Annotated in this window: 19 protein-coding genes and 1 pseudogene; 18 read left to right on the plus strand and 2 right to left on the minus strand. The window is 35.7% G+C overall.

Annotated features, from left to right (window positions below):
* Positions 1-39: 39 nt before the first annotated feature.
* From AB1K91_RS14965 to AB1K91_RS14975, 3 genes are all read left to right on the plus strand, one after another.
* On the plus strand, positions 40-297 hold the full coding sequence (locus AB1K91_RS14965) for a hypothetical protein (protein WP_413090914.1): 258 nt from the start codon (positions 40-42) through the stop codon (positions 295-297).
* A gap of 639 nt (positions 298-936) precedes the next feature.
* Positions 937-1,221 carry a helix-turn-helix domain-containing protein gene (locus AB1K91_RS14970; protein WP_413090916.1) on the plus strand — a complete coding sequence of 95 codons (285 nt, stop codon included), beginning with the start codon at positions 937-939 and terminating at the stop codon, positions 1,219-1,221.
* 783 nt (positions 1,222-2,004) lie between these two features.
* Positions 2,005-3,042, plus strand: a complete 1,038-nt coding sequence (locus AB1K91_RS14975; protein ID WP_413091065.1) for a dynamin family protein — start codon at positions 2,005-2,007, stop codon at positions 3,040-3,042.
* Positions 3,043-3,605: 563 nt separating this feature from the next.
* Here AB1K91_RS14975 and AB1K91_RS14980 read toward each other — a convergent pair.
* Positions 3,606-4,628, minus strand: a complete 1,023-nt coding sequence (locus AB1K91_RS14980) for a hypothetical protein (RefSeq protein WP_413090918.1) — start codon at positions 4,626-4,628, stop codon at positions 3,606-3,608.
* A gap of 1,360 nt (positions 4,629-5,988) precedes the next feature.
* On the opposite strand from AB1K91_RS14980, the gene AB1K91_RS14985 reads away from it, so the two are divergent.
* From AB1K91_RS14985 to AB1K91_RS14995, 3 genes are read left to right on the plus strand one after another with little or no spacing between them, the layout of a single operon-like run.
* A complete protein-coding gene (locus AB1K91_RS14985) occupies positions 5,989-6,597 on the plus strand; it encodes a hypothetical protein (RefSeq protein ID WP_413090919.1) in 609 nt (202 codons plus the stop codon).
* Positions 6,598-6,602: 5 nt separating this feature from the next.
* Positions 6,603-8,435, plus strand: a complete 1,833-nt coding sequence (locus AB1K91_RS14990; RefSeq protein ID WP_413091066.1) for a DUF6792 domain-containing protein — start codon at positions 6,603-6,605, stop codon at positions 8,433-8,435.
* Positions 8,436-8,774, plus strand: coding sequence for a hypothetical protein (locus AB1K91_RS14995; RefSeq protein WP_413090921.1), 339 nt, complete (start codon positions 8,436-8,438; stop codon positions 8,772-8,774).
* 91 nt (positions 8,775-8,865) lie between these two features.
* Here the strand turns inward: AB1K91_RS14995 and AB1K91_RS15000 are convergent.
* A pseudogene (locus AB1K91_RS15000) lies at positions 8,866-9,018 on the minus strand (helix-turn-helix domain-containing protein); the annotation flags it as partial.
* 411 nt (positions 9,019-9,429) lie between these two features.
* Between AB1K91_RS15000 and AB1K91_RS15005 the strand changes: the two are divergent.
* From AB1K91_RS15005 to ytaF, 12 genes are all read left to right on the plus strand, one after another.
* Complete coding sequence (locus tag AB1K91_RS15005) at positions 9,430-9,726, plus strand: hypothetical protein (RefSeq protein ID WP_413090923.1); 297 nt, start codon at positions 9,430-9,432, stop codon at positions 9,724-9,726.
* A 172-nt stretch (positions 9,727-9,898) separates the two neighbouring features.
* Entirely contained in the window at positions 9,899-10,213 is a 315-nt protein-coding gene (locus AB1K91_RS15010; RefSeq protein ID WP_413090925.1) for a PadR family transcriptional regulator, read from the plus strand.
* Between the two features lie 13 nt (positions 10,214-10,226).
* On the plus strand, positions 10,227-10,865 hold the full coding sequence (locus AB1K91_RS15015) for a hypothetical protein (protein WP_413090926.1): 639 nt from the start codon (positions 10,227-10,229) through the stop codon (positions 10,863-10,865).
* Positions 10,866-10,885: 20 nt separating this feature from the next.
* Positions 10,886-11,500 carry a DedA family protein gene (locus tag AB1K91_RS15020; RefSeq protein ID WP_413090928.1) on the plus strand — a complete coding sequence of 205 codons (615 nt, stop codon included), beginning with the start codon at positions 10,886-10,888 and terminating at the stop codon, positions 11,498-11,500.
* Between the two features lie 1,186 nt (positions 11,501-12,686).
* On the plus strand, positions 12,687-12,872 hold the full coding sequence (locus AB1K91_RS15025; protein WP_413090930.1) for a hypothetical protein: 186 nt from the start codon (positions 12,687-12,689) through the stop codon (positions 12,870-12,872).
* Positions 12,873-13,062: 190 nt separating this feature from the next.
* Entirely contained in the window at positions 13,063-13,674 is a 612-nt protein-coding gene (locus AB1K91_RS15030) for a hypothetical protein (protein ID WP_413090932.1), read from the plus strand.
* The gene (locus AB1K91_RS15035) at positions 13,671-15,518 is read left to right on the plus strand and encodes a DUF6792 domain-containing protein (RefSeq protein WP_413090934.1); all 1,848 of its coding nucleotides are present in this window, start codon (positions 13,671-13,673) and stop codon (positions 15,516-15,518) included. The genes AB1K91_RS15030 and AB1K91_RS15035 overlap by 4 nt, the downstream gene beginning before the upstream one ends.
* Entirely contained in the window at positions 15,519-15,857 is a 339-nt protein-coding gene (locus AB1K91_RS15040; RefSeq protein WP_413090935.1) for a hypothetical protein, read from the plus strand. It abuts the gene before it with no gap.
* Positions 15,858-16,085: 228 nt separating this feature from the next.
* Positions 16,086-16,769 carry an N-acetylmannosamine-6-phosphate 2-epimerase gene (locus AB1K91_RS15045; protein WP_413090937.1) on the plus strand — a complete coding sequence of 228 codons (684 nt, stop codon included), beginning with the start codon at positions 16,086-16,088 and terminating at the stop codon, positions 16,767-16,769.
* A 217-nt stretch (positions 16,770-16,986) separates the two neighbouring features.
* The gene (locus tag AB1K91_RS15050) at positions 16,987-17,652 is read left to right on the plus strand and encodes a lysozyme inhibitor LprI family protein (protein WP_413090938.1); all 666 of its coding nucleotides are present in this window, start codon (positions 16,987-16,989) and stop codon (positions 17,650-17,652) included.
* Positions 17,653-18,215: 563 nt separating this feature from the next.
* Positions 18,216-19,196, plus strand: coding sequence for a tRNA dihydrouridine synthase (locus AB1K91_RS15055; protein ID WP_413090940.1), 981 nt, complete (start codon positions 18,216-18,218; stop codon positions 19,194-19,196).
* Between the two features lie 268 nt (positions 19,197-19,464).
* Complete coding sequence (gene ytaF / locus AB1K91_RS15060) at positions 19,465-20,124, plus strand: sporulation membrane protein YtaF (RefSeq protein ID WP_413090942.1); 660 nt, start codon at positions 19,465-19,467, stop codon at positions 20,122-20,124.
* Positions 20,125-20,923: the final 799 nt, after the last annotated feature.

A 20,923-nucleotide genomic window follows, 5' to 3' on the forward strand; every position in this document is an offset into this window, starting at 1 on the left:
CTACACACTACATTAATAAGGAAGGATTGGATATAAAAGATGGAACATAAAAGTAAAATAATAAGTTTGGTGTATGATATCTGGAGATTTCACCCTACAATGCGTTTCTTTCAGTTGTTGGACTGGTTGAAGCATGAGTATTCTTCAAGACATGGTTATGGAAGGCGAGAGGGCTATGAAACGGGTGCAAAAGGAGATAAGCAGCCATATTTTTTCATTGATTTGTATTATTTAGAAGATAAGGAGTTTGAGGAATTTCTATTAACTCTTATTTCTGAACAGCATGACTCAAACTGAATGGCATTTATTATTAATTTATTTATGATTATAGCAAATAGTTAAACTGTGTAACGTAAAAACTGCAGGAATCAGCGGTAGATTTGACCCGGTGTTGACTATTGGCAATAAACGAAAAGAGTTTTCTTTAAAAATAGGTAAATTCTAATGAAAAACTGCAACACTCAGCGGTGGGGTTGCCACGAGTTTTACCTAAAGTCAAAACCCGTGATCAAAATACAATTGAGTCTATACTTTTGGTAGCTTCATAGTCTCTTTATGTAGCTTATTCAAACTAATAGAGAGATGTATTGCCATTATAGATGGATAGTTAGGTTGAATGATTGTCTCTTTTTAATATATGTACCTGGTTCAAAAATAATAAGAGTTAAATGTTTTATGTTGCGCTACCTTAGTTTGTCTTTTAGGTATTATTTTAATTCATGGATTGCTTTCAATTAGAGACAATAAAGCTAAATTTAAACAATAATTTATATAGGGTTATGATTCGGTAATCCTGATTTGTATATTGTTAGATTATATTGCTTCTCCTAGTAATTAAACCTCTCATATTGGTAATTAATTTGTTTGAATTGCTTAGAATAAAAGGCAATTACAAAACAGGTACTGCTTAATAGTAGTTTTGTGGGAGGAAAAGAAATGCTTAACGAAGAGAAGATGACTATTGTTAGAATGATTGACGAGCGATTTGGTGAGTTAGTAAAAGTAATGAAAAAAGAACGAGGGTATAGCTTGCACGAAATATCGGATAGAACGAATTTGTCTCCTTCCTATATTTATAGAGTAATAAGGGGATACCGGTTTGCTTTGTTAGAAACAAAATTAAACATCTTGTTGAACTGTTTTCAAATGGAAGAAGAAGTAGAGTTATATTTGATGATGGTTATTAAAAATAAGGAATCCTTAAAGAAAATCACAGAATAACCTTGTGAGTAAAGACAAAGACTGCGACACATAGTCAGCAGTCTATTTTATTGGTTCTGAAACAGGATTACCGAATCATAACCCTATACAAATATATATATAATTTAGTTACTAGTTTCATCATAAAACATAACAAGATTGCCCTTGATATAAAAAATAATGACCAGTGAAGATTACCAGTATACATAGACGATTTCTTTTGTAACATCTAATACATGAGATACTGTCATTATGGTTAAGGATCTTTAAAACTAAATAGTTAAAAAGGTGAGGTTTGATAGCTAACCATACTGCTTAGCTCATATTTCTGTATTGGAACAGATGGTAAAAATCAGATATTACTAAAAGAGGATTTTCAAGTTATTTAATTGTCGCCATTCATAAAAAGCAACATTTGTCAGGTTGCCATTTGGCTATTTTTTAAACCATGAAAAAATCCCAAACGGTCCAGATCGAAGTTCTTGAATTCTTTTAAGCAGAAGTTCATTTTCTCTTCTTAATCTTTTCACACCATTTGACTCATAAGTAGTCGCCAGCGGTAAGTTAAGACTTTTTCTTTTTTCATTCCCTTGAGTATTCAGATATACCACTCCCAACCCAAATTGATTAGTCAAATTATCTCTTGAAATTAATTTTTTCGCAAATGATATTGAGATTCGGATATGATGTATCGATAAACTATGCATTAAGCGTTAGAGGGAAATAAATTACAACCCGTGTGTAACTTTTTATTAACTTGGTTCGTCTTCTAAACGAAGCTGGTCAGCATAAGAAGTACTTAATATTTCACAATTAGAACTAGCTCAATTATTAGAAGTTAGCAGAGACAAAATTGTAAGAATGGAAAATGATCCTGACAGAATTGAGTTAAGCCTAATTGTAAAACTCGCTCAAGTCACAGGACAAACTCTGGAAGAACTTACTGGATATGAAAAAGAAGTGCCAAAAACTTTTACTGTAAATGATAACTGGAAAGAAATTACGCAATTTAGAAATAACGTAAATAAAGAATTTATGAAGGTTCTGAATGATAAGGAATCAGATCCTATAAAGAAGAAGTTTGATGACTTTAATAGAATTAACAGCCCAACAAAGCCTAGGGTGGCTGTGCTAGGCATGTCGGACGCCGGTAAGAGTACTTTCATTAACTCTTTATTAGGATCTAATGAACTTCCAGCATATTGGACACCTGCAACTTCAACAAATGTCTATCTAAAGCATATTTCGGATCGACCAAAGTATATAAGTGATGATGTGCTAGTTTTAGATAATGAGCGAAATCAAATTAATGTTGAAAAGCTAATGGATCATGAGTACTTTGAAGAACATAAAATCACTTCAGGCAGTCTTGATTTACTTAAGGAATTCGGTACTCGTAAAGGAAAGTTTTATGAAGAGGAAAGAAACCTGTTAATAATCACTTACCTCGATAAGGAAATATTAAATCTTTGTGATCTCATTGATGTCCCGGGTTTCGGAACAGGTGATCGTACCTTAGATGACACAATGGCAAACTCGACGCAAGGGATAGCAGATATTGTAATTTATTTGTCTCCATCTAATGCCTTCTTGCGTGGAGAAGAGTTACAATTCCTAAGGTCTACTATTAATATTCTACCTCCAATAGAAAGAAAAAATGATAATATCATTGAACCACTAGGTAATTTATTTGTAGTAGCATCTCAGGCTTTTAATGTTGACAAAGGGAATATAGAATCGCTTGCAACCGTATTAGATAATGGAACAGATAGGTTATATACCGATATAAATCCAGAAATATGGGAGAAAAAAACCGAAGCTACTGGACATGAATACAATTAAATCGACGAAATTAATCAGTTAATCAAGCATGAAGGATTGCAGGTGGAAAAGAGCAAAGAGCAGGAATTACAGGAAAAGATTAAGTTATATGATAGAAAACGGATCGCCAATACATGAAGTATTATAATGAGACAAAAAAATAGGCTACAACGGACCAAAGGAATTTGGTGGCATGGCAGCCTAATGAGTATATTTTATTTGTGTCTCATTCTGCTATGTTATTATAGCGTAGAATGGATTAGGACGTACAGTACTAGGAAACTTATAGCCGAAAACAATGCTGGTTTTGCATAATGCGGCTTTTTGTCTTTCCATAGAAAATAGATCATTATACCAATGGGGAAGAATATAAATGAAAGAAAGGATATTATTCTTTTATTTCTGCTAGTCTTTCTAACTCTTCTCACATTTGATTCCGCACATTGCCCACATATTGGCGTTCTGTGGGAATTTGCATAAGGTCTACCACAACTCATACATCTTCGATGGCCATCCGTAGCAAATCCTCCCATCTAAAATTCCCCCTTATAATTTCTTTAAAGTTCTGTTACTAGTCTTTTTAATTACTTCCCTTCGATTGTTACATTCTTCTTATCAGTATCCGGACTATCTAATTTAAAACCAACAAATGAGTCATCTACACGTGTCAATAAGCTTCCTTTTCCAGTTTTTATGCCCGAGAAATTTGTATCAAAAATCTTTTGGCTAAAGCTAACTCCATCAATTGAGAGTTCTTTATCTTCTTTTTTCCAAACATATGGATTAGGAACGAAGTTTTGTGGGTGGTATAGTTCATAACCATCCTTTTCAACAAAACTGCCTACTTTTTTAAGTTCATCAATGTAATTTGCTTTTTCTTCGTCAAAAAGCCTCTCATCGCTCTCTTTTAATTCCAATGCCTCTGGGCTTAGATATAAGAAATCTACATAATCACCAAAGACACCAGTATCTGAATTATCATTTACCAATTCAGATGTAACATTAGGCATGATAAGATCAATAGTTTCTGTATTTTGCCCTAACTCATCAATTTTAATATCAAGTGTATACTTTGTTGGTGATTGTTCCGGGATTTCGCCCTCAACGTTAAAATAAATAGCCTCAGTCATAGGTGTTTGTTCTTTAAAATATGCCTCGGTACCATCAGCCCCAATGGCGTACTGAAACTCTTTTTGAGCTTCACTTATAATTTCTGGGTTATAGAATTTATCTTCTTTAATTTCATTCTCGGAATTGATATATTGCTCATTAGACGTTTCTCGAGCTAACTTAATAAGTTCATCATCAGACAACTCTAGTATATCTTCTATGGTATTACTACCACCTAAGTTATACATATTTACCTTGCCTTTTTCAAAAACGTAAATATTATCGATATTTGAATCCCTGGTAGGTTCATCTTCGGTTTCAATCCAAACTGGATATTCTTCAAAGCCTTCACTTAACGACATATAATCCTCTGTTGTATGGTTTCGAGGGTTATCTCCGTTAGTTCCACCAGCTTCTTCCTTACTTCCACATGCTGCTAAAAGTACTAAGGCTGTAATAACCATCAATATAGGCACCCATCTTTTCTTTAAAGACATGTTCAATAACCTCCGTATATATTTATACAATCCATTTCAGTAAAAAAGTACCATAAGCACCAATTAAATTCTAAACTTTTTTACTATAAGTTTCAATCTTTCATTTAAGTTTTCTATTAATCCTTTGTTTCTCAGTATTAATGAATAGTACTTTTGACACTTAAATATATTTTATTTTCACTGCTCATCTAATCCATAAAGTTTGGTTTTGACGTCAAAAAACCTAACTCTATGTATAAGAGCTAGGTTTAGATTATAATATTCAAATTTAAATGTAAACTACTGGTAGGTTTATGAATTAATTTCGTTATCAAAAAATTTCTTTGATAAAATTAATTATAACATATATGTCAAGTTAGAGGCGAAGACTTGACATAAGGAATTTTTAGAATGAATTTCTTTTATCTTGTTTTATCTTTATTCTTACTATGTCCAACTAATTTAAACATTTCCCAGTAAAAATAAACTTTTCCTAATAAGACCTGGATTTCGGTAAAATAAACAATTCCGATTTCCGGGTCTTATTTCTATTATCCCTTGTCCTTACTGTCTTTTCTCGATATTCTCTTCCTTCCATTATCGGAGATCTTTATTTTAACTGACGAAAAAAGGTGAAAAAAAGGTGAAAAAGCGGGTGAAAAACGGCCAATTTTGAACAGAAAAAGTGTGGAAATGGTGGTTCGGTAGGAAATCTTTATTTTAACTCGAACGGTGGAATGCGGGTTGGAGCGGGTCTTTTTAGGAAATGTTTATTATTTTTGGACAGAAGGTGTCTAACTAAAATAAACTCTTCCCAATAAAAATAAACTTTTCCTAAAAAGACCTGGATTTCGGTAAAATAAACAATTCCGATTTCCGGGTCTTTTTTCTATTATCCCTTGTCCTTACTGTCTTTTCTCGATTTTCTCTTCCGTCTATTATCGGAGATCTTTATTTTAACTGAGGAAAAAAGGTGAAAAAACGTGTGGAAAAGCAGGTGAAAAACAGCCAATTTTGAACAGAAAAAGTGTGAAAATGGGGGTTCGGTAGAAATCTTTATTTTAACTCTAATGGTGAAATGCGGGTTGGAGGGGTATTGTTCATTTGCTGAACAGCAAGATTGTTCCGTTGAACGAGGAGGAAGAAAGCTAATAATAAAGTTTACTTTGCACTATATGCGTAATCTAGTAAAGGCACATATTCCCAAGACTAAAGAATGGTTTTAAAAAATTGCCATACAACCGCTGGGAATGATTGGATGTGTTTTGTATAATTTTTATGGACTACAGCAATAATCCGAAGCTTATGGAGGTAACGCTGCGTGAAATTTAAATTTGTAATCTTTCTGATTCTAACAACGCTGATTATAGGAGGATGCAATATGAGTAATGGCAAAGAGTCCCTCTCCCCTTCTGAGATGGATCCGAATGATTTACCAGATGTGCCGGCTTTCCAGGACGAATTGACGAGAGATTACTTAGAATCAACTGAACCAGTTAGAGAAGGTTATTACACTCTGGAATCAGCTACTAATACTTTCACTCTTGATTTTCCTGAAGACATGGTTGTAGACGAAACAAGTATGGCGGGTAATGAAGGAAACTCAGAATCTCTTATCTTTTATTATGATGACAATGATGCAGATGTAATGGATGAATATATAGTTCATTACTACAGTTCCATACCTGACATTGAATACAGTAAAGATTTAATGAATAGGAGAGCTGGAGAAGAACTGAATTTTAAAGAAGTACAGACCGAGAATGAGAACCAACGTCTTGAAGTTGCAGAAATGGATTCCGATAATACAGGAAGTTATATAGCTGCACTGGTAAGGGACGAAAAGAATCAAGAAATACAAGTGTTTGTTGATATTATTTGCAGAGATGATATTGCGGAAGATAAGTGTAATACGTTGAAAGAACAAGAGAAAAAGAAAGTAACAGAGGTTCTAAAATCAATCCAATTTAAAGAAGACAAAGGTAAGTGAATGCCATGGCGAAGGGCATACTGGATTATCAGCTAATAGCAATGCGACTTACGAATGAAGAATATAAAAATATGACCTCAGAAGAATTAGAGTCAACAGTACGACAAGTGTACTTAGAAGAAACAGGATCACTGTTAGATGCGGATATAAAAATTTTCCACTCTTCCGATACTGGAAATAGCTTGATAAATAAAACTGGATATAATGGCACAGCTATATATGTTGATGCCGGCAAACAAGAGGAAATGTATGTTATTTCTCAAGGAACTACCAATGGCCCAGACTGGTCTTTTAACGGAAAAGGTCCACTTGCAGGTGAATCAATTGATCAACCAGTAGCTACAGACTTATTTGTTGAACAGGCGAAGACAGAGCTTGCTGTTGACAATGATACAAAGATAATCTCATGGGGGCATTCATTGGGGCATCATAATAACGCACAAGCTTATTTGGGATATGACACATTTGATGAAGTCTATGGAATGAATGGTGCTCAAGTAAATGCCTATCAGCTTTACGATATGAACCGTGATTTCAGGAATGCAATTAAAAACGAATTTAATATTAGTAATAAGGAAGATCTTCGAGAAGCGGTACCAGTTGAAGATTTTGAAGTCTTTACAGAAGAATTCTTTAAAGACAAAGCTAATGGTATTCACCAGATTGTTTCAGCAGATGACCCGCTAAATGGGTTGACCCCTTTTGTTCCAGGAATGGTAGAATTGGGGCAGATTGAAGTTGTTGACACCAACCCCGACGTCTCGGGAATTAAAGAGTTAGCAAAAGACATTCCTCCTGAAGTTATAAAGGATGTACAGGACTTGGCTTTAATTTATGCAAAAGCAGATAATGCGGGTGGCACAAAAGAGGTCGCTAAACAGCTCTTTGGGGTGGATATGGACTATCTGAAGGATGTAGACAGCTTCGGGAGTTTCTTGAGTTGGTACACGTTTAATCAAGGAGAATTCGATGAAACGGTAAAGGCTCTTAATAAGAGTGTCCCGCCCTTACTGGATAAAGTAAGAGTCGTTTTGGATAACAAGGACTTGATTTTCGGACGGTTACAAGAAGCGGGTTATATATCCCTAAAAGAAAAAGATACGATGATTGAAGAACTGGAACTTATAGAGTCTCACCTTTCAACGATAGAAGATGGATTGAATGCTAATTCCAGTTTGTCTGGTGTCCAATTTTTGCAAGATATCTCTACGGTTGCATTTGGCGGAAGTCTGGTATGGGTAAAGTCATCGCTAACGTCATCAATAGAGCGCATGAAAGATAGCGGTTTTTTTGAGAGTCTAAATAAAATAGTAGCCAGCCATAGCATACCGGAACTACTTGCTGCCATGTCGGAAGGCAATAAAAGCTATTTCGGCACAGATATGGTCTACACAGCAACCAAGGGCGATCCTATCAAAGTGAACATCTCCGCAGCACTCCGTATGTATCGAGAGACCCTCCCCATCCTAGAAGAAAAAGAAACCAAGATTCGGAATTTTGAGCAAGCGGTAAAAGAGGAATTAGATGATAGTTATAAGGATGAAAAGCGAAAAGTCCAGGACGAGATCGACCGCATGGAATCGAGTCCAGGTAGTTACCGTGACTTACTTGCTAAACATGGACACTTACCGGCATTCAATAAAGAAATGAAGACTATCAAAGTACACGAAGTCTTCTACCCTTTGGAGAATAATGACTTTGAAGAGGAAATTCATGAACTGAAGAAATCAGTAGAAAGCGGCAAACTGTATATTGAGAAGTACCGAAAGGCAATCGAGGATTTATTTGACGAAGAGGACAATGTATCCAGGCTATTCGATTTTTCAAGGAGGTTCTAAATGGGACAGCAACGCACATTCCAGGCTACGGAACAGTTAATCCCTAATAAGGATTACTCCGATAAGAAAAAGGCTTTAAACACTCCGATTGATGGGATTAGAGAAAATGATGAACAGTTCTACTCTTATGTAAATAAGATTATTATTGGTGAGGATCAAAAAGGTAAAATCATTGATGCGATGAAGAAAGAAACTGCATCTCGTATGAATCATGATGATGGCATATGTGAAGATGTTGCCAGAAAGATAAACAAAGCTGTAACTACATTTAATGAGCAAGTGGCAGAAATGAAAGAGCAGCGGATATCGGTTACTTATGAGGATCATAATATGGAATGAAGAAGGGACTAGCCATGCGTACTAGTTCCTTCTTCTTGTTCTAAATTTTTATATGTCAAACTCATCTAAGTTACCATGGAGACTGTTCTTCCTACCGTACATAACTTTCTGACTTAATATCATGTGTTTTGTTAGTAATGAAATTATCTTGAGGAATTTGCCAAGTGTCGTTAATTTTATGGCAGCCCTTTAACTTGCCAGTTTTACACATACGTTGAATAGTGCTGATACTCAAACCAAGTTTTTTTGCTGCTTCCCATTCTGAATATGTTTTCTTAAATCTATTGTTCCTTTCAAATTGGAATTGATTTCATTTATAAAATGTTTTTAACTAAAAAGAAGTATAACCAAAATCCTTTCAAAATAGAGGATGAACGGAATAAAGGAATAATAATAGAAGAAATCAAACAATTTAAAGTATTTGTGAATACAGAACAATACAAATGAGAATTTTAAGGGATTTGCAAACAGAACAACGTTGGTAATAGTGGAAATGTAGTATATTCGATTGAATTTAATATCAATGATGGTGAAATTCTAAAGCCTAGGAAGTACATATCTTCTTCTGGTCGAATTGTAGAGGAAGAGGAAATATTGTCTTTTTCAAACTCAACTGAAAATAGATTTTTGTTTGTAAGTTTTTCTAGTGTGATTGGTGCAATCAAAGAAATGGAAAAAAATAATAACTTTATGTAACGAGAAAGATATTAAATGGGATGAAAATGGATTATATTTCTCAATTATACTCCATAAAGTTAATTCACCAAAACATCTTTTTACTGAAGAGGAAATTGAAAAGGAATTAAAAGAAGGCGATGATTCTAAGGATGTCCTTGTGATAGATGCAGATGGATATGCTCAATTCTTCTCCCTATTATGGAAGAACTTAGTCACATTTCCCGAATATTCAATACAAGCCAGAACAGAAAAAAAGAGAAATTGGGGGTTTTGAGGAAGAACTTTTTAGCAGGGGAATAAAACTTAAATTAGACGAAACCAGCATTTTATTGCTGTTTTTTTTACTTTAAAATTAAATCTAAAAGTACCTTGTTATTTTAAGTAATTTAACTTATAATAACAATGTACTTAATGATATTGAGTATTTTGTTAGGAGGGTATATTTTTTGAACAAAGAGCTGCTAAAGGGAAATATCGATCTTCTAATTCTTTCTGTAGTGAAAGAAAAAGAGAGTTACGGCTATGAAATTTCAAAAACAATAAAGGAAAAAACAGAAGGAGAATTTGAAATTCAAGAAGCTACCTTATACTTATCACTAAAAAGATTAGAAAAGCAGGGTGCGGTATCATCTTCATGGGGGAAAGAAAGCCATGGAGGAAGACGTAAATACTACGCCATAACAAATGAAGGTGTTCAACTATTAGATAGCCTTATAGATGATTGGAGAAAAGTCACCGAAATGGTTAAAAGGTTTATATAAAGGAGGACAATTAATGAGTCAATATATGAGAAAAATATTTAGTCTCGGGGATTTAAAATATAGCTGGATATTATTACTTTCATCATTACTTTTTGGAATCACGAATTTTACTGACCAATTGTATTCAGGTGATCCAATTTGGGTGCTTATCAGTTACTTGATTTCGTTTTCAATTGCCGTTCTTTGGGGTGCAATAAATTATATTAGTCATATTCGTATGAACAATATGTACAAGAAACAGGATGACATACAATTATACGTCAGCCAATTAGCTATGAGTGAAGAAGATAAGCAGGAATTACAAACTTATTTAGCAGATTATGTTCAAGATTTGATACAGCAGGGTAATAGTGAAGCGGATGCTACAAGGGAGGCAATCAATCAATTCAAGGTCAAAGAATTTTTAGCTCTATCTAAAAATACAATGTTCTTCAATTTGCATGCCCATTATTATTTAATTGGCTGGACAATTGTTTCTATTTTAGCTTCTATTTTAGTCTGGATACTAGAGGTTACGATGCTTCCTTATCCATTAATTACATTCACCATCGAAAGTATTTTTATTGCTTATTCAATTGGACTTTTTGGAATGTTTATCTTGTATAAGATTATTGATGCTATGATTTATCGGAAGTTTAAAGATTTATTTTAATAGTAGAAGGAGGAGTTTAAATGGAGACTTGGATTACAAATATAATGGAGCAATTTGGATATATAGGTATCTTCTTATTAATTACAATAGAGAACCTATTTCCTCCGATACCGTCTGAGGTTATCTTAACATTTGGAGGATTTATGACTACCCATACATCCCTTAGTGTCTTGGGGGTGGTTGTAGCTTCCACAATTGGATCAGTGGCAGGAGCAATTGTTCTTTATGGAATTGGGCTGCTTATTGATGTAAATAGAATAGAAAAAATTGTTGGAAAGTGGGGGCATATTCTTAGACTATCAAAAAAAGATATTCACAAAGCGAATGAATGGTTTTCAAAGTATGGCGTGTGGACTGTGTTTTTCTGCCGTTTTATTCCTTTAATTAGAAGTTTGATCTCCTTACCGGCTGGGATGGCACATATGAATTTTGCTGTATTTTTAGTATTAACTACCTTAGGAACGTTTATATGGAATGTTGTCCTTGTTAGTATAGGTGCTACAGTTGGCGGGTCATGGGAAACCATTGTAGGTTATATGGATATATACTCAAATGTGGTGTATGTAGTGTTGGCATTATTATTTGTGATGTTTGTTGTTTTCTTTATAAAAAAGAGATTAGTAATAAATAAATAAGTTTCTCTTAATGAGGTAACATTACAACAGACGTTTTCTGTAATAGGAAGGCGTCTTTTTTTATTTATCGAATTAAAGAGTAATATATTTTGAAGAATAATAACTTATACTATTTGTGAAAGTATTGTGAAGAGTTTCATTTAAAGCTTTAGCACAATAAGTTCCTAAACAAAAGGAAATAGCTCAGTCAATATGAGACTAGGCTATATTTCAGAAAACAAAAAGTACCGAAAAACGGAACCCGTTACTAAAATGGTTGTATTATTAGAAATGAATAATACGAAACACGCTGTGCATCTGTCTACTGTGTCTCCATATAAAATTAACGTACCTTAAATAATATTAATGTTCCCAATCCGAGGGTTTTTCCGGTACTTTTCCGGCTGACCTTCGGGTTTTTTTATGCCAAAATCGGTGGTGATCCAATCGTAATCCAATCCCAATTTCCAATCAAAATTCAATACAAATCCAAGCGGTTTTTACTATTCCGTTTTCCTCCAATTCTTGTCCTGCAAGGGTTCTTCCAGACCTTAACTCTGGTTCAGTTGGTTTCCTCACATTTTAAGATTAAAAGGCCCTCCGTTTTTCTTTCAAGGTTCATTCGAAAAGGAACGTAATTTTTTATACAAATGAGTGGAAAATCGTTACAATTTCATGCGGAACTCGGCAAAAAGGCGGGAACGTAATTATTTTATAAGCGAAATTGAAGGGGAGTGTGAAAGTGGGCAAGGACTTGGGGGAGAAGGGGTTGAGGGGAGTGAGATCGGGAAGGGGGGTGGAATGTATTTTTTTGTGGGGACATAGTAGACGGTGGTTTCCCAGTCATAAAATAGTTTTCCTAATAAGACCTGGATTTCGGTAAAGAAACAATTCCGATTTCCAGGTCTTTTTCATGGGCAGTCCTTGTCCTTGCTGCCTTTTCTCGATATTCTCTTCCTTCTTTTATCGGAGATCTTTATTTTAACAAACGAAAAAAGGTGAAAAAGCGGGTGAAAAACAGCAAATTTTGAATAGAAAAAGTGTGAAAATGGTGGGTTTGAACTGTAACCCTAAAAATGGACAGTTTAATAAAAAGCACTAGGGCTAACCTTGCTAAAGCAAGAAGCAATCAGACAGGACATAGAGTAATCGATTTAGGCTGCGATAAATGAGGGGGAAAAATCGACCAAAGAGGAAGTATGTGTAGATGGACGAGTACATAAAACGAACCGGGGAAGTGGCCATGAAACAGGCAAAAAAGAATAATACGTATATCGTATATGAAAAGGGTGGTAAGTTGGTAAAAGAGTATCCTAGTGGAAAAATTGTTCTGTTGAAACGGGGAAGAATAAAGCCAATAGCGTTGTTTCGCAGAACTATCCTCGTAACCTGATAAAGGCATATCTGCCCAAGACTAAAGAATTGTTTTATGAAATTGCCATACAACCGCTGGGAATGATTGGATGTATTTTGTATAATTTTTATGAACTGTAGCAACAATCCATTAATGGAGGTAAGGTTGGATGAGGTTGAAAGCGGTCATCGTACTAATCTTAATGATATTGGTTGTAGGAGGGTGCGGAATGAGTAAGGAAAATAATTCGGTGTCTCCATCTGAGATGGATGTGAGCAAGCTTCCGGATGTACCGGCATTTCAAGATGAATTTACGCGTGAGTTTCTACAATCTGTTGAGCCTGTTGAAAACAGATATTATCCATTTAAATCGAAGACGGAAAGTTTTACGATGTTTTTCCCAGCGGATTTTACTATTGATAAAAGAAGTTACAATGTGGGTCCGGAAAATAATAGTGAGTTTATATCAATGTCTCAAACTGATGAGCAAAAAGAAGCTTTTGTGAATCATAGAATAGATTATATTAATTATATGTCCGACCCTGAAAACAGTAGAGAACGAATGAGAAACAGTTCTGGTCAAAAATTAGAGTTTGAAGAAATTAATACAGATTTCAAAAAACAACACCTAGAAGTTGCAGAATATGAGAGTGGTCCTTTTAGCGTTATAGCTGCTCTTATATGGAACGAAAATAATCAAGGTATTACAATATTTAGTGACATTGATTGCAGAGAAGACTTAAATGAGAATCAATGCTTGGAAGCAAAAGACACCCAGCGAGAATCAATTATGGATATGATTAAGTCAATACAATTTTCTACAAATGAAGAAAGTGAGTGATTGTATTGGGTATGCATTTTTTAGAATCTCCTGAAATTAAAGCCAGATTAATTGATATAGAGTATGAAGACTTGGGACCGGAGGAGATGGAAAATAAGATACGGCAGATGTATCTCGAAGAAACAGGCCAACTATTTGAAGGAAAAATAGATATTTTTCATTCTTCAGATGCCAAAAGTGAATCTATAGATAGATCTTACTATGATGGCACAGCTATTAAAATAAGTAATGACGGTCAAGAAGAGCTGTACGTGATATCTCAAGGAACTCAAGGTGGAGATGATTGGTTATATAATCTTAAATCTATGCTGGCAGGTCAAACAGCAGAGCAAGCTGAGGCAGCAAACGAATTTGTGATTGAAGCGAAAGAACATTTTCAAGTTAATGATATTAAAACATATGGCTTATCACATTCCTTAGGTCATAATAATAATACTGTATCTTATTTAGCTTTTGATACATTTGATGAAGTATTTAGTATAAATGGAGCACAGCCGAATTATTATGAATTGTTTCATGTTGATAGTAAATTTAACTACGCAGTTCGAAGCAAGTTCAATATTAGGAATAACCAAGATATTTACGATATACAACCTCAAAGATTACATGATTTTGCAATGCAATACTATCAAGATAAATCTGATAACATCCACCAAATCATCTCAAAAGACGATCCGCTCTACGCAGCAAGCGCGGTTCGCGGCTTCTTTACATTAGGCAATGTGACGATGATGGATACCAATCCTGATACACCAGGTCTTCGTGAATTGATGGAAGATATCCCCGATGATGTAGTAAAGAATTTTCAGGATCTGGCAATTGATTTTGCTATAGGGTCTGAGAAGGGTGGTACAAACGGTGGGGTTGAAGCATTAATAGGAGTGGATTTAAAGGAATTCGAGGGTATCGACGGTTTCTGGAGTGGGGCAGGCTTTTATTTCACTCATTCATCAGAAATAGATACTATGATTAGATCCTTAGAAGAAAAGGTCCCTACCCTTTTGGATAAGTTAACGCCCATAACAGAAAATTCGGAGGAAATCTTCGGCAGCTTATATGAAGCAGAATATATCACGAAAGAACAGAAAGATGTCATGATTGAGGAGATAGCCATAATCGAACAAGAACTGCAAGAAATAAACGAGACTATCGGAAGAAATGTAAATAGCCGTGATTCAGGAAACCCCAACGCTATATTCGGCGGAGACATAGGGGCGGGATTAAGAATTTATTTTGATCATGTGAAAGCTATTATAGAGAGTGTTGATCGAATAAAAGAAAGCGGTATTCTGGACAATCTGAGTGCCATTACAGACAGCCATAGCATCTCTGAATTGCTTTCTGTCATGTCAGAAGGCAAGAAAGGCTACTTAGGCACCGATATGGTGTACACTGCAACAAAAGGCGATGGCGACCCTATCAAAGTTAATATCTCCGCGGCACTCCGCATGTACCGAGAAACTCTCCCCATCCTAGAAGAAAAGGAAACAAAGATCCGAAATTTTGAACAGTCAATAAAAGAAGAATTGGATGATAGTTACAAGGATGAAAAACGAAAAGTTCAGGGCGAGATCGATCGTATGGAATCTAGCCCTGGTAGTTACCGAGATTTATTAGCCAAGCATGGACACTTACCCGCATTCAATAAAGAGATGAAATCCATCAAAGTACATGAAGTCTTCTACCCATTGGAGAATAATGATTTTGATGAAGAAATCCATGAACTGAAGAAATCTGTTGAAAGCGGCAAGCTATATATTGAAAAGTACCGTAAGGCCATCGAGGATTTATTTGATGAAGAAGATAACGTATCCAAACTGTTTGATTTCTCAAGGAGGTTCTAAATGGGACAGCAAAGGACTTTCCAAGCCACGGAACAGCTAATACATAATGGGGACCATTCCGATAAGAAGAAGGTTTTGAAGACTCCTATTGATGGGATTAGGGAAAATGACAAGGATTTCTATTCTTATGTAAATAAAATAATCATTAGTGAAGATCAAAAAGGAAAAATCATTGATGCAATGAAGAAAGAAACGACAGACCGAATGAAACATGATGAGGTAATCTGTGAGGATATTACAAAGAAAGTAAATAAAGCAGTGAATACATTCAATGAGCAAGTGACAGAAATGAAGGAGCAGCGGATATCGGTTACCTATGAAGATCACAATATGGAATGAAGAAGGGACTAGCCATATATACTAGTTCCTTCTTGTTGTTTTAATATTTACAAATCAAACACATCTCCATCACCGTTGAGACCACGATACCGCACAAATTCTTCTCACTTAATGTGATCTGCTTTGTTAGTAATGAATTTATGCTAAGGGATCTGCAAAATGTTATTGATTTTTTCAACTCATTGACAGTGGATATAATCGAGATAAATTTCTAGGAGGAAAACCAAAATGCTAAACGACGTCAAAAATAATTTGATTGTATCTTGTCAAGCTTTACCGGAAGAACCATTGCACAGCTCATTTATCATGTCCAAGATGGCATTGGCTGCAAAGCAAGGAGGAGCAAAAGGTATACGTGCAAATTCTAAAGAAGACATTATTGAAATAAAAAAAGAAGTGAACTTGCCAGTCGTTGGAATAATTAAGCGTGATTATAAGGGGTCATCGGTATATATCACACCAACTTATCAAGAAATAGATGAGCTGCTGGAAAGCGGTTGTGAGATGATTGCCATGGATGCCACAGAAAGAAGAAGGCCTGAAAACATCGAGTTAATTAAATTAGTCAAGTACGTTCGAGAAAAAGACCCAACCATACAATTGATGGCCGATATTGCTACCCTTGAGGACGCTGTACAAGCTAATCAGCTTGGTTTTGATTGTGTTTCGACGACATTGTATGGCTATACAGAGGACACAAGTAACAAAAAGCTTTACGATAATGATTTTGAATTTTTAAAAATAGTTATTGAAAATGTCAGTATTCCTGTAATTGCTGAAGGGAATATACTGACCCCAGAAATGGCCAAACGGTGCTTATATATTGGTGCATATGCTGTGGTGGTTGGCGGTGCGATAACAAGACCGCAGCAGATAACCGAACGATTCAGTGAAGAGATACAACTAGGTTAGTAGATTTGTGAGTAGATGTTCTATATTTTTGAATGGATAAATGCAGGGTAGATTCACCAGGATTCTGCCCTGTTTTTTACTTCATCATCCGTAGTCAGGAATAATGCAATATAAATGAATTTGATTTATATGGTAAAATATTCAAAGAGTATTAGATATAAAAAATAATACAGTTATTTAAGAGAGAAAAATAAGGAAGAAAGGGAGTATTGTATTGATGAATAGTAAGAGAAAACTGTTAATAGGAATGTGTACAACTGGATTACTTCTATTGGCTGCTTGCGGAAACGCCTCTGACGAATCGACTGCTGCTTCTACAAATGCGGATTCAGCAGAAAATGATTTACGTGCTGACACCGATGAAAAAGGTGATAGCAACACAAACACCGACACGGAAGATAAAGGAAATAACGACACATATACCGATGCAAATAATACAAGTAGTAACGATGCAAATGAGAAAGTAAATAATGACTCTAATAGCGATAAGAAAGAAGACGATGCTTCAACTGGTAGTACAGCAAGTCTGAAGGAAGAATATCTCGATAAATTAAATGCAGCTAGTACGGAAACGGAAGAATCAAGGAACAACCCAGCTGATTCCTCTACATATGCTATGAAGAATGTTGAAGGAAATAATTATACCGTTTGGGATGGATTGTTGAATGAAATTTATCAAGTCTTAGAGAATCAGCTTACTGCAGAGGATATGGAGCACTTAAGACAAGAACAGCAAAAATGGATAGATTATCGTGATAATAGTGCAAAAGAGGCGTCACTAAAGTATGAAGGCGGTACAATGGAAAACTTGGAATATACGAGTGTGCTGGTGAATCTCACCGAAGATAGGTGCTTTGAATTAGTTGAAAACTATATGAAATAATGTTTTTTTAAGGTGAGGGAGTAATCGTGGAAATTAAATGAAAGGATGATTCGTTGAAGTACCTTTCTAAGGGAAACTGGTCATACTATATTGCCGTTTTGACAGTGGTTTTAACGGTTTTGATAAGGTATATATTTGAAATATATATCGATGATCTTCATCCTGTAGTTATTGTCATGATTGCTTTAGTTCTTATAACGCTTCCAATCTTCGGGATAATCTATGCGTTTTATATAAAGCGTATGTGGTTAAGGATAGTAATGTTAGCTATGCATCTCTTGATTGGATGTTTTGCAATACGGTTGAGTTTTTTGGGTATTTACTTTCTACTTTTAGTTTATTTATGGGATAATGTTTTGAGTATATCTAACATCTTTTAATATGGACCTAATAAACAGTGTGATGGAATACTTTTCAATGCACTGTTTATTTGATGATAATAAAAATGGAATGTTCATAATTTACTGTCGTTTGATAAAGCGTGTTCAAGCATGCTATAAGTGTAAAAGAGAGTTATATGATAAGATTTTAAATTGGTATAGATAATGAAAGGAATTTTTTATATGATAGATAATTTCTGGCGTGATTTACCACGACCGTTTTTTGTGCTGGCGCCAATGGAAGATGTGACGGATGTTGTGTTTCGTCATGTGGTAAGTGAAGCGGGCAGACCTGATGTGTTTTTTACCGAGTTTACAAACTCGGAGAGCTATTGCCATCCAGATGGGAAGGATAGCGTTCGCGGCCGTTTGACGTTCACAGAAGATGAACAGCCAATGGTGGCCCATATATGGGGAGACAAGCCTGAAAACTTCCGTCAAATGAGTATTGGGATGGCGGAACAAGGATTTAAGGGTGTGGATATCAATATGGGCTGTCCTGTACCGAATGTAGCTGGCAATGGAAAGGGAAGCGGTCTTATCTGCCGTCCCGAAGTTGCTGCAGAATTGATCCAAGCTGCAAAAGCAGGGGGATTGCCTGTTAGCGTGAAGACAAGACTTGGTTACACGGATATAGATGAATGGCGCGATTGGCTGACACATGTATTGAAGCAGGATATTGCCAATCTTTCCATCCACCTGCGTACCAGAGCGGAAATGAGCAAGGTGGATGCGCATTGGGAGCTGATTCCTGAGATCAAGAAGCTTCGTGACGAGGTGGCACCAGATACACTTCTGACGATTAACGGCGATATTCCTGACCGTGAAACAGGTTTGAAGCTTGCTGAACAATATGGTGTTGATGGGATTATGATTGGGCGCGGTATCTTTACAAACCCATTTGCTTTCGAAAAGGAACCGAAAGAGCATACCAGTAAGGAACTGCTTGATCTTTTAAGGCTGCATTTGGATCTGCATGATCAATATTCAAAAACAGAAGCCCGTGCGTACAAACCTCTTCCACGCTTCTTTAAAATTTATCTCCGCGGATTCCGAGGGGCAAGTGATTTAAGAAATCAATGCATGAACACAAAATCAACAGATGAAGTGCGTGCACTACTCGATGACTTTGAGAAGAAGTATCTTGCTGGAGCAGCGGAATAGAGGTTTTCCAATTCACTTAAGACGGATTGCAAAATTGAACCGAAAAAAGAAAGAGGCCTGGAACACTTACGTTTCAGGCCTTTTCGTATTGGATGATATCCAATACGAAAGTGATGGTTGAAGAACGGAATGGAGGTAGCAGAAAGTGATTTCTGCCGGAGTAAACTACAAATAAGCAAGATAGTTGCTCCTTGTATCCCGTGTTAACATTTCCTACCTTCATTCATATACTACATCCAGGTTACAACAAGTAAAGGATGGGATAGTCATGCTCTTTGTGGGGCTAATCCTCTTAGTCATTGCTGTAAGCTTGGACAGTTTTGGTGTAGGGGTTACTTATGGTATGAGGCGGATTCGCATTCCCTTTTTACCGTTATTAATTATCATGTTATGTTCTGGAGTTATGGTTTTGGCTTCCATGACCATAGGGAGTATATTAAGTTCTTTTATTTCTTTCGGTTTTGCGGACATAATCGGAAGCTTGATTTTAGTTTCAATCGGGTTATTCAGTCTGTTTAATGTTCTCCGCTCTAATAATAATGGATCCGTAGAAGAAAACGTAATAACACATGATAAAGTAGAAGAAAAAGAATGGAAGATTGAAATAAAGAAATTAGGTCTGTTCATAACTGTACTTAAGAAACCACAACGGGCGGACTTGGACCGCTCAGGTACAATTTCGGCAAAAGAAGCCCTATTACTAGGATTTGCCCTCGCTTTGGATGCATTTGGCGCTGGTATAGGAGCTGCTATGCTAGGCGGGTATTCACCATTTGTAACTGCTTCGTTGGTCGCAATAATGAGCGGGTTCTTTATTTTCTTGGGTATTAAATCGGGTTATATCTTGGCAAAAATAAAATGGATGCATCAATTGGCAGTTTTACCACCATGCCTATTAATAGCCCTTGGGCTTTTCAAGATTCTATAAGTAATGAAATACATCGATTCATTATCCCAGAATCTCATACGTGACAGTAGCGTAATATGTTAAGTGATGATAAATAGTATAGATTTTATGTAACTCTCGCGCACAGGGTGCTTTTTCCAGAACACACCAAGCCTACCCATTGAAGTATCGTTTTCAAAAATCGGCCCACATCACCATCATAGAAGGTACCCTGCAGAGAGTTACTCTATTAGGAGATATAAAACAACCTATTATGATTTGTTCCTTGCTTCAAATCCAACATTCCACAAGAAAATTCCAGTTTGCTAGTTCACTTGATGTTTAATATAAGCTAGAGTGTTTCATAATCCATGTTATCGAAATATCATTTGTATATTTACCTGAATTTTTGTTATTGACTAGTCTGTTCTGAATGGTAAATTATGGTGATATAATGGTGGATGAATGATGTATCGGGAAGGATGGTTAGTTGCTTAAATTAACTAAGGAAACATTGGCATAGGACAGCATCAATGGTAATTATTTATGTAATGGGAATGTCTTTACTTCTCATGGATGTATTGCCCTTCCAGCCGCTGGGGGTGGATACTTCTTATTGTCAGGATTGTATTTCCACTTATAGGACCAGTATATGCATTTTTCATAAAAAGATTGTGGCTGAGAGTAGCGATGATAATCCTAAATGTTGTAATAGGGTTCATCACTGTTCATTTGGGTACAATGGCAATCATATTTAACTTCTTTACAGGTTTTGATTAACTGAGATTATTTATTGTATGTTGTATCTGGTTCGCGAAGGTATAGTAAATATTGTTACATG

Source organism: Terribacillus jepli, from assembly GCF_047228925.1.
Lineage (GTDB): Bacteria > Bacillota > Bacilli > Bacillales > Amphibacillaceae > Terribacillus.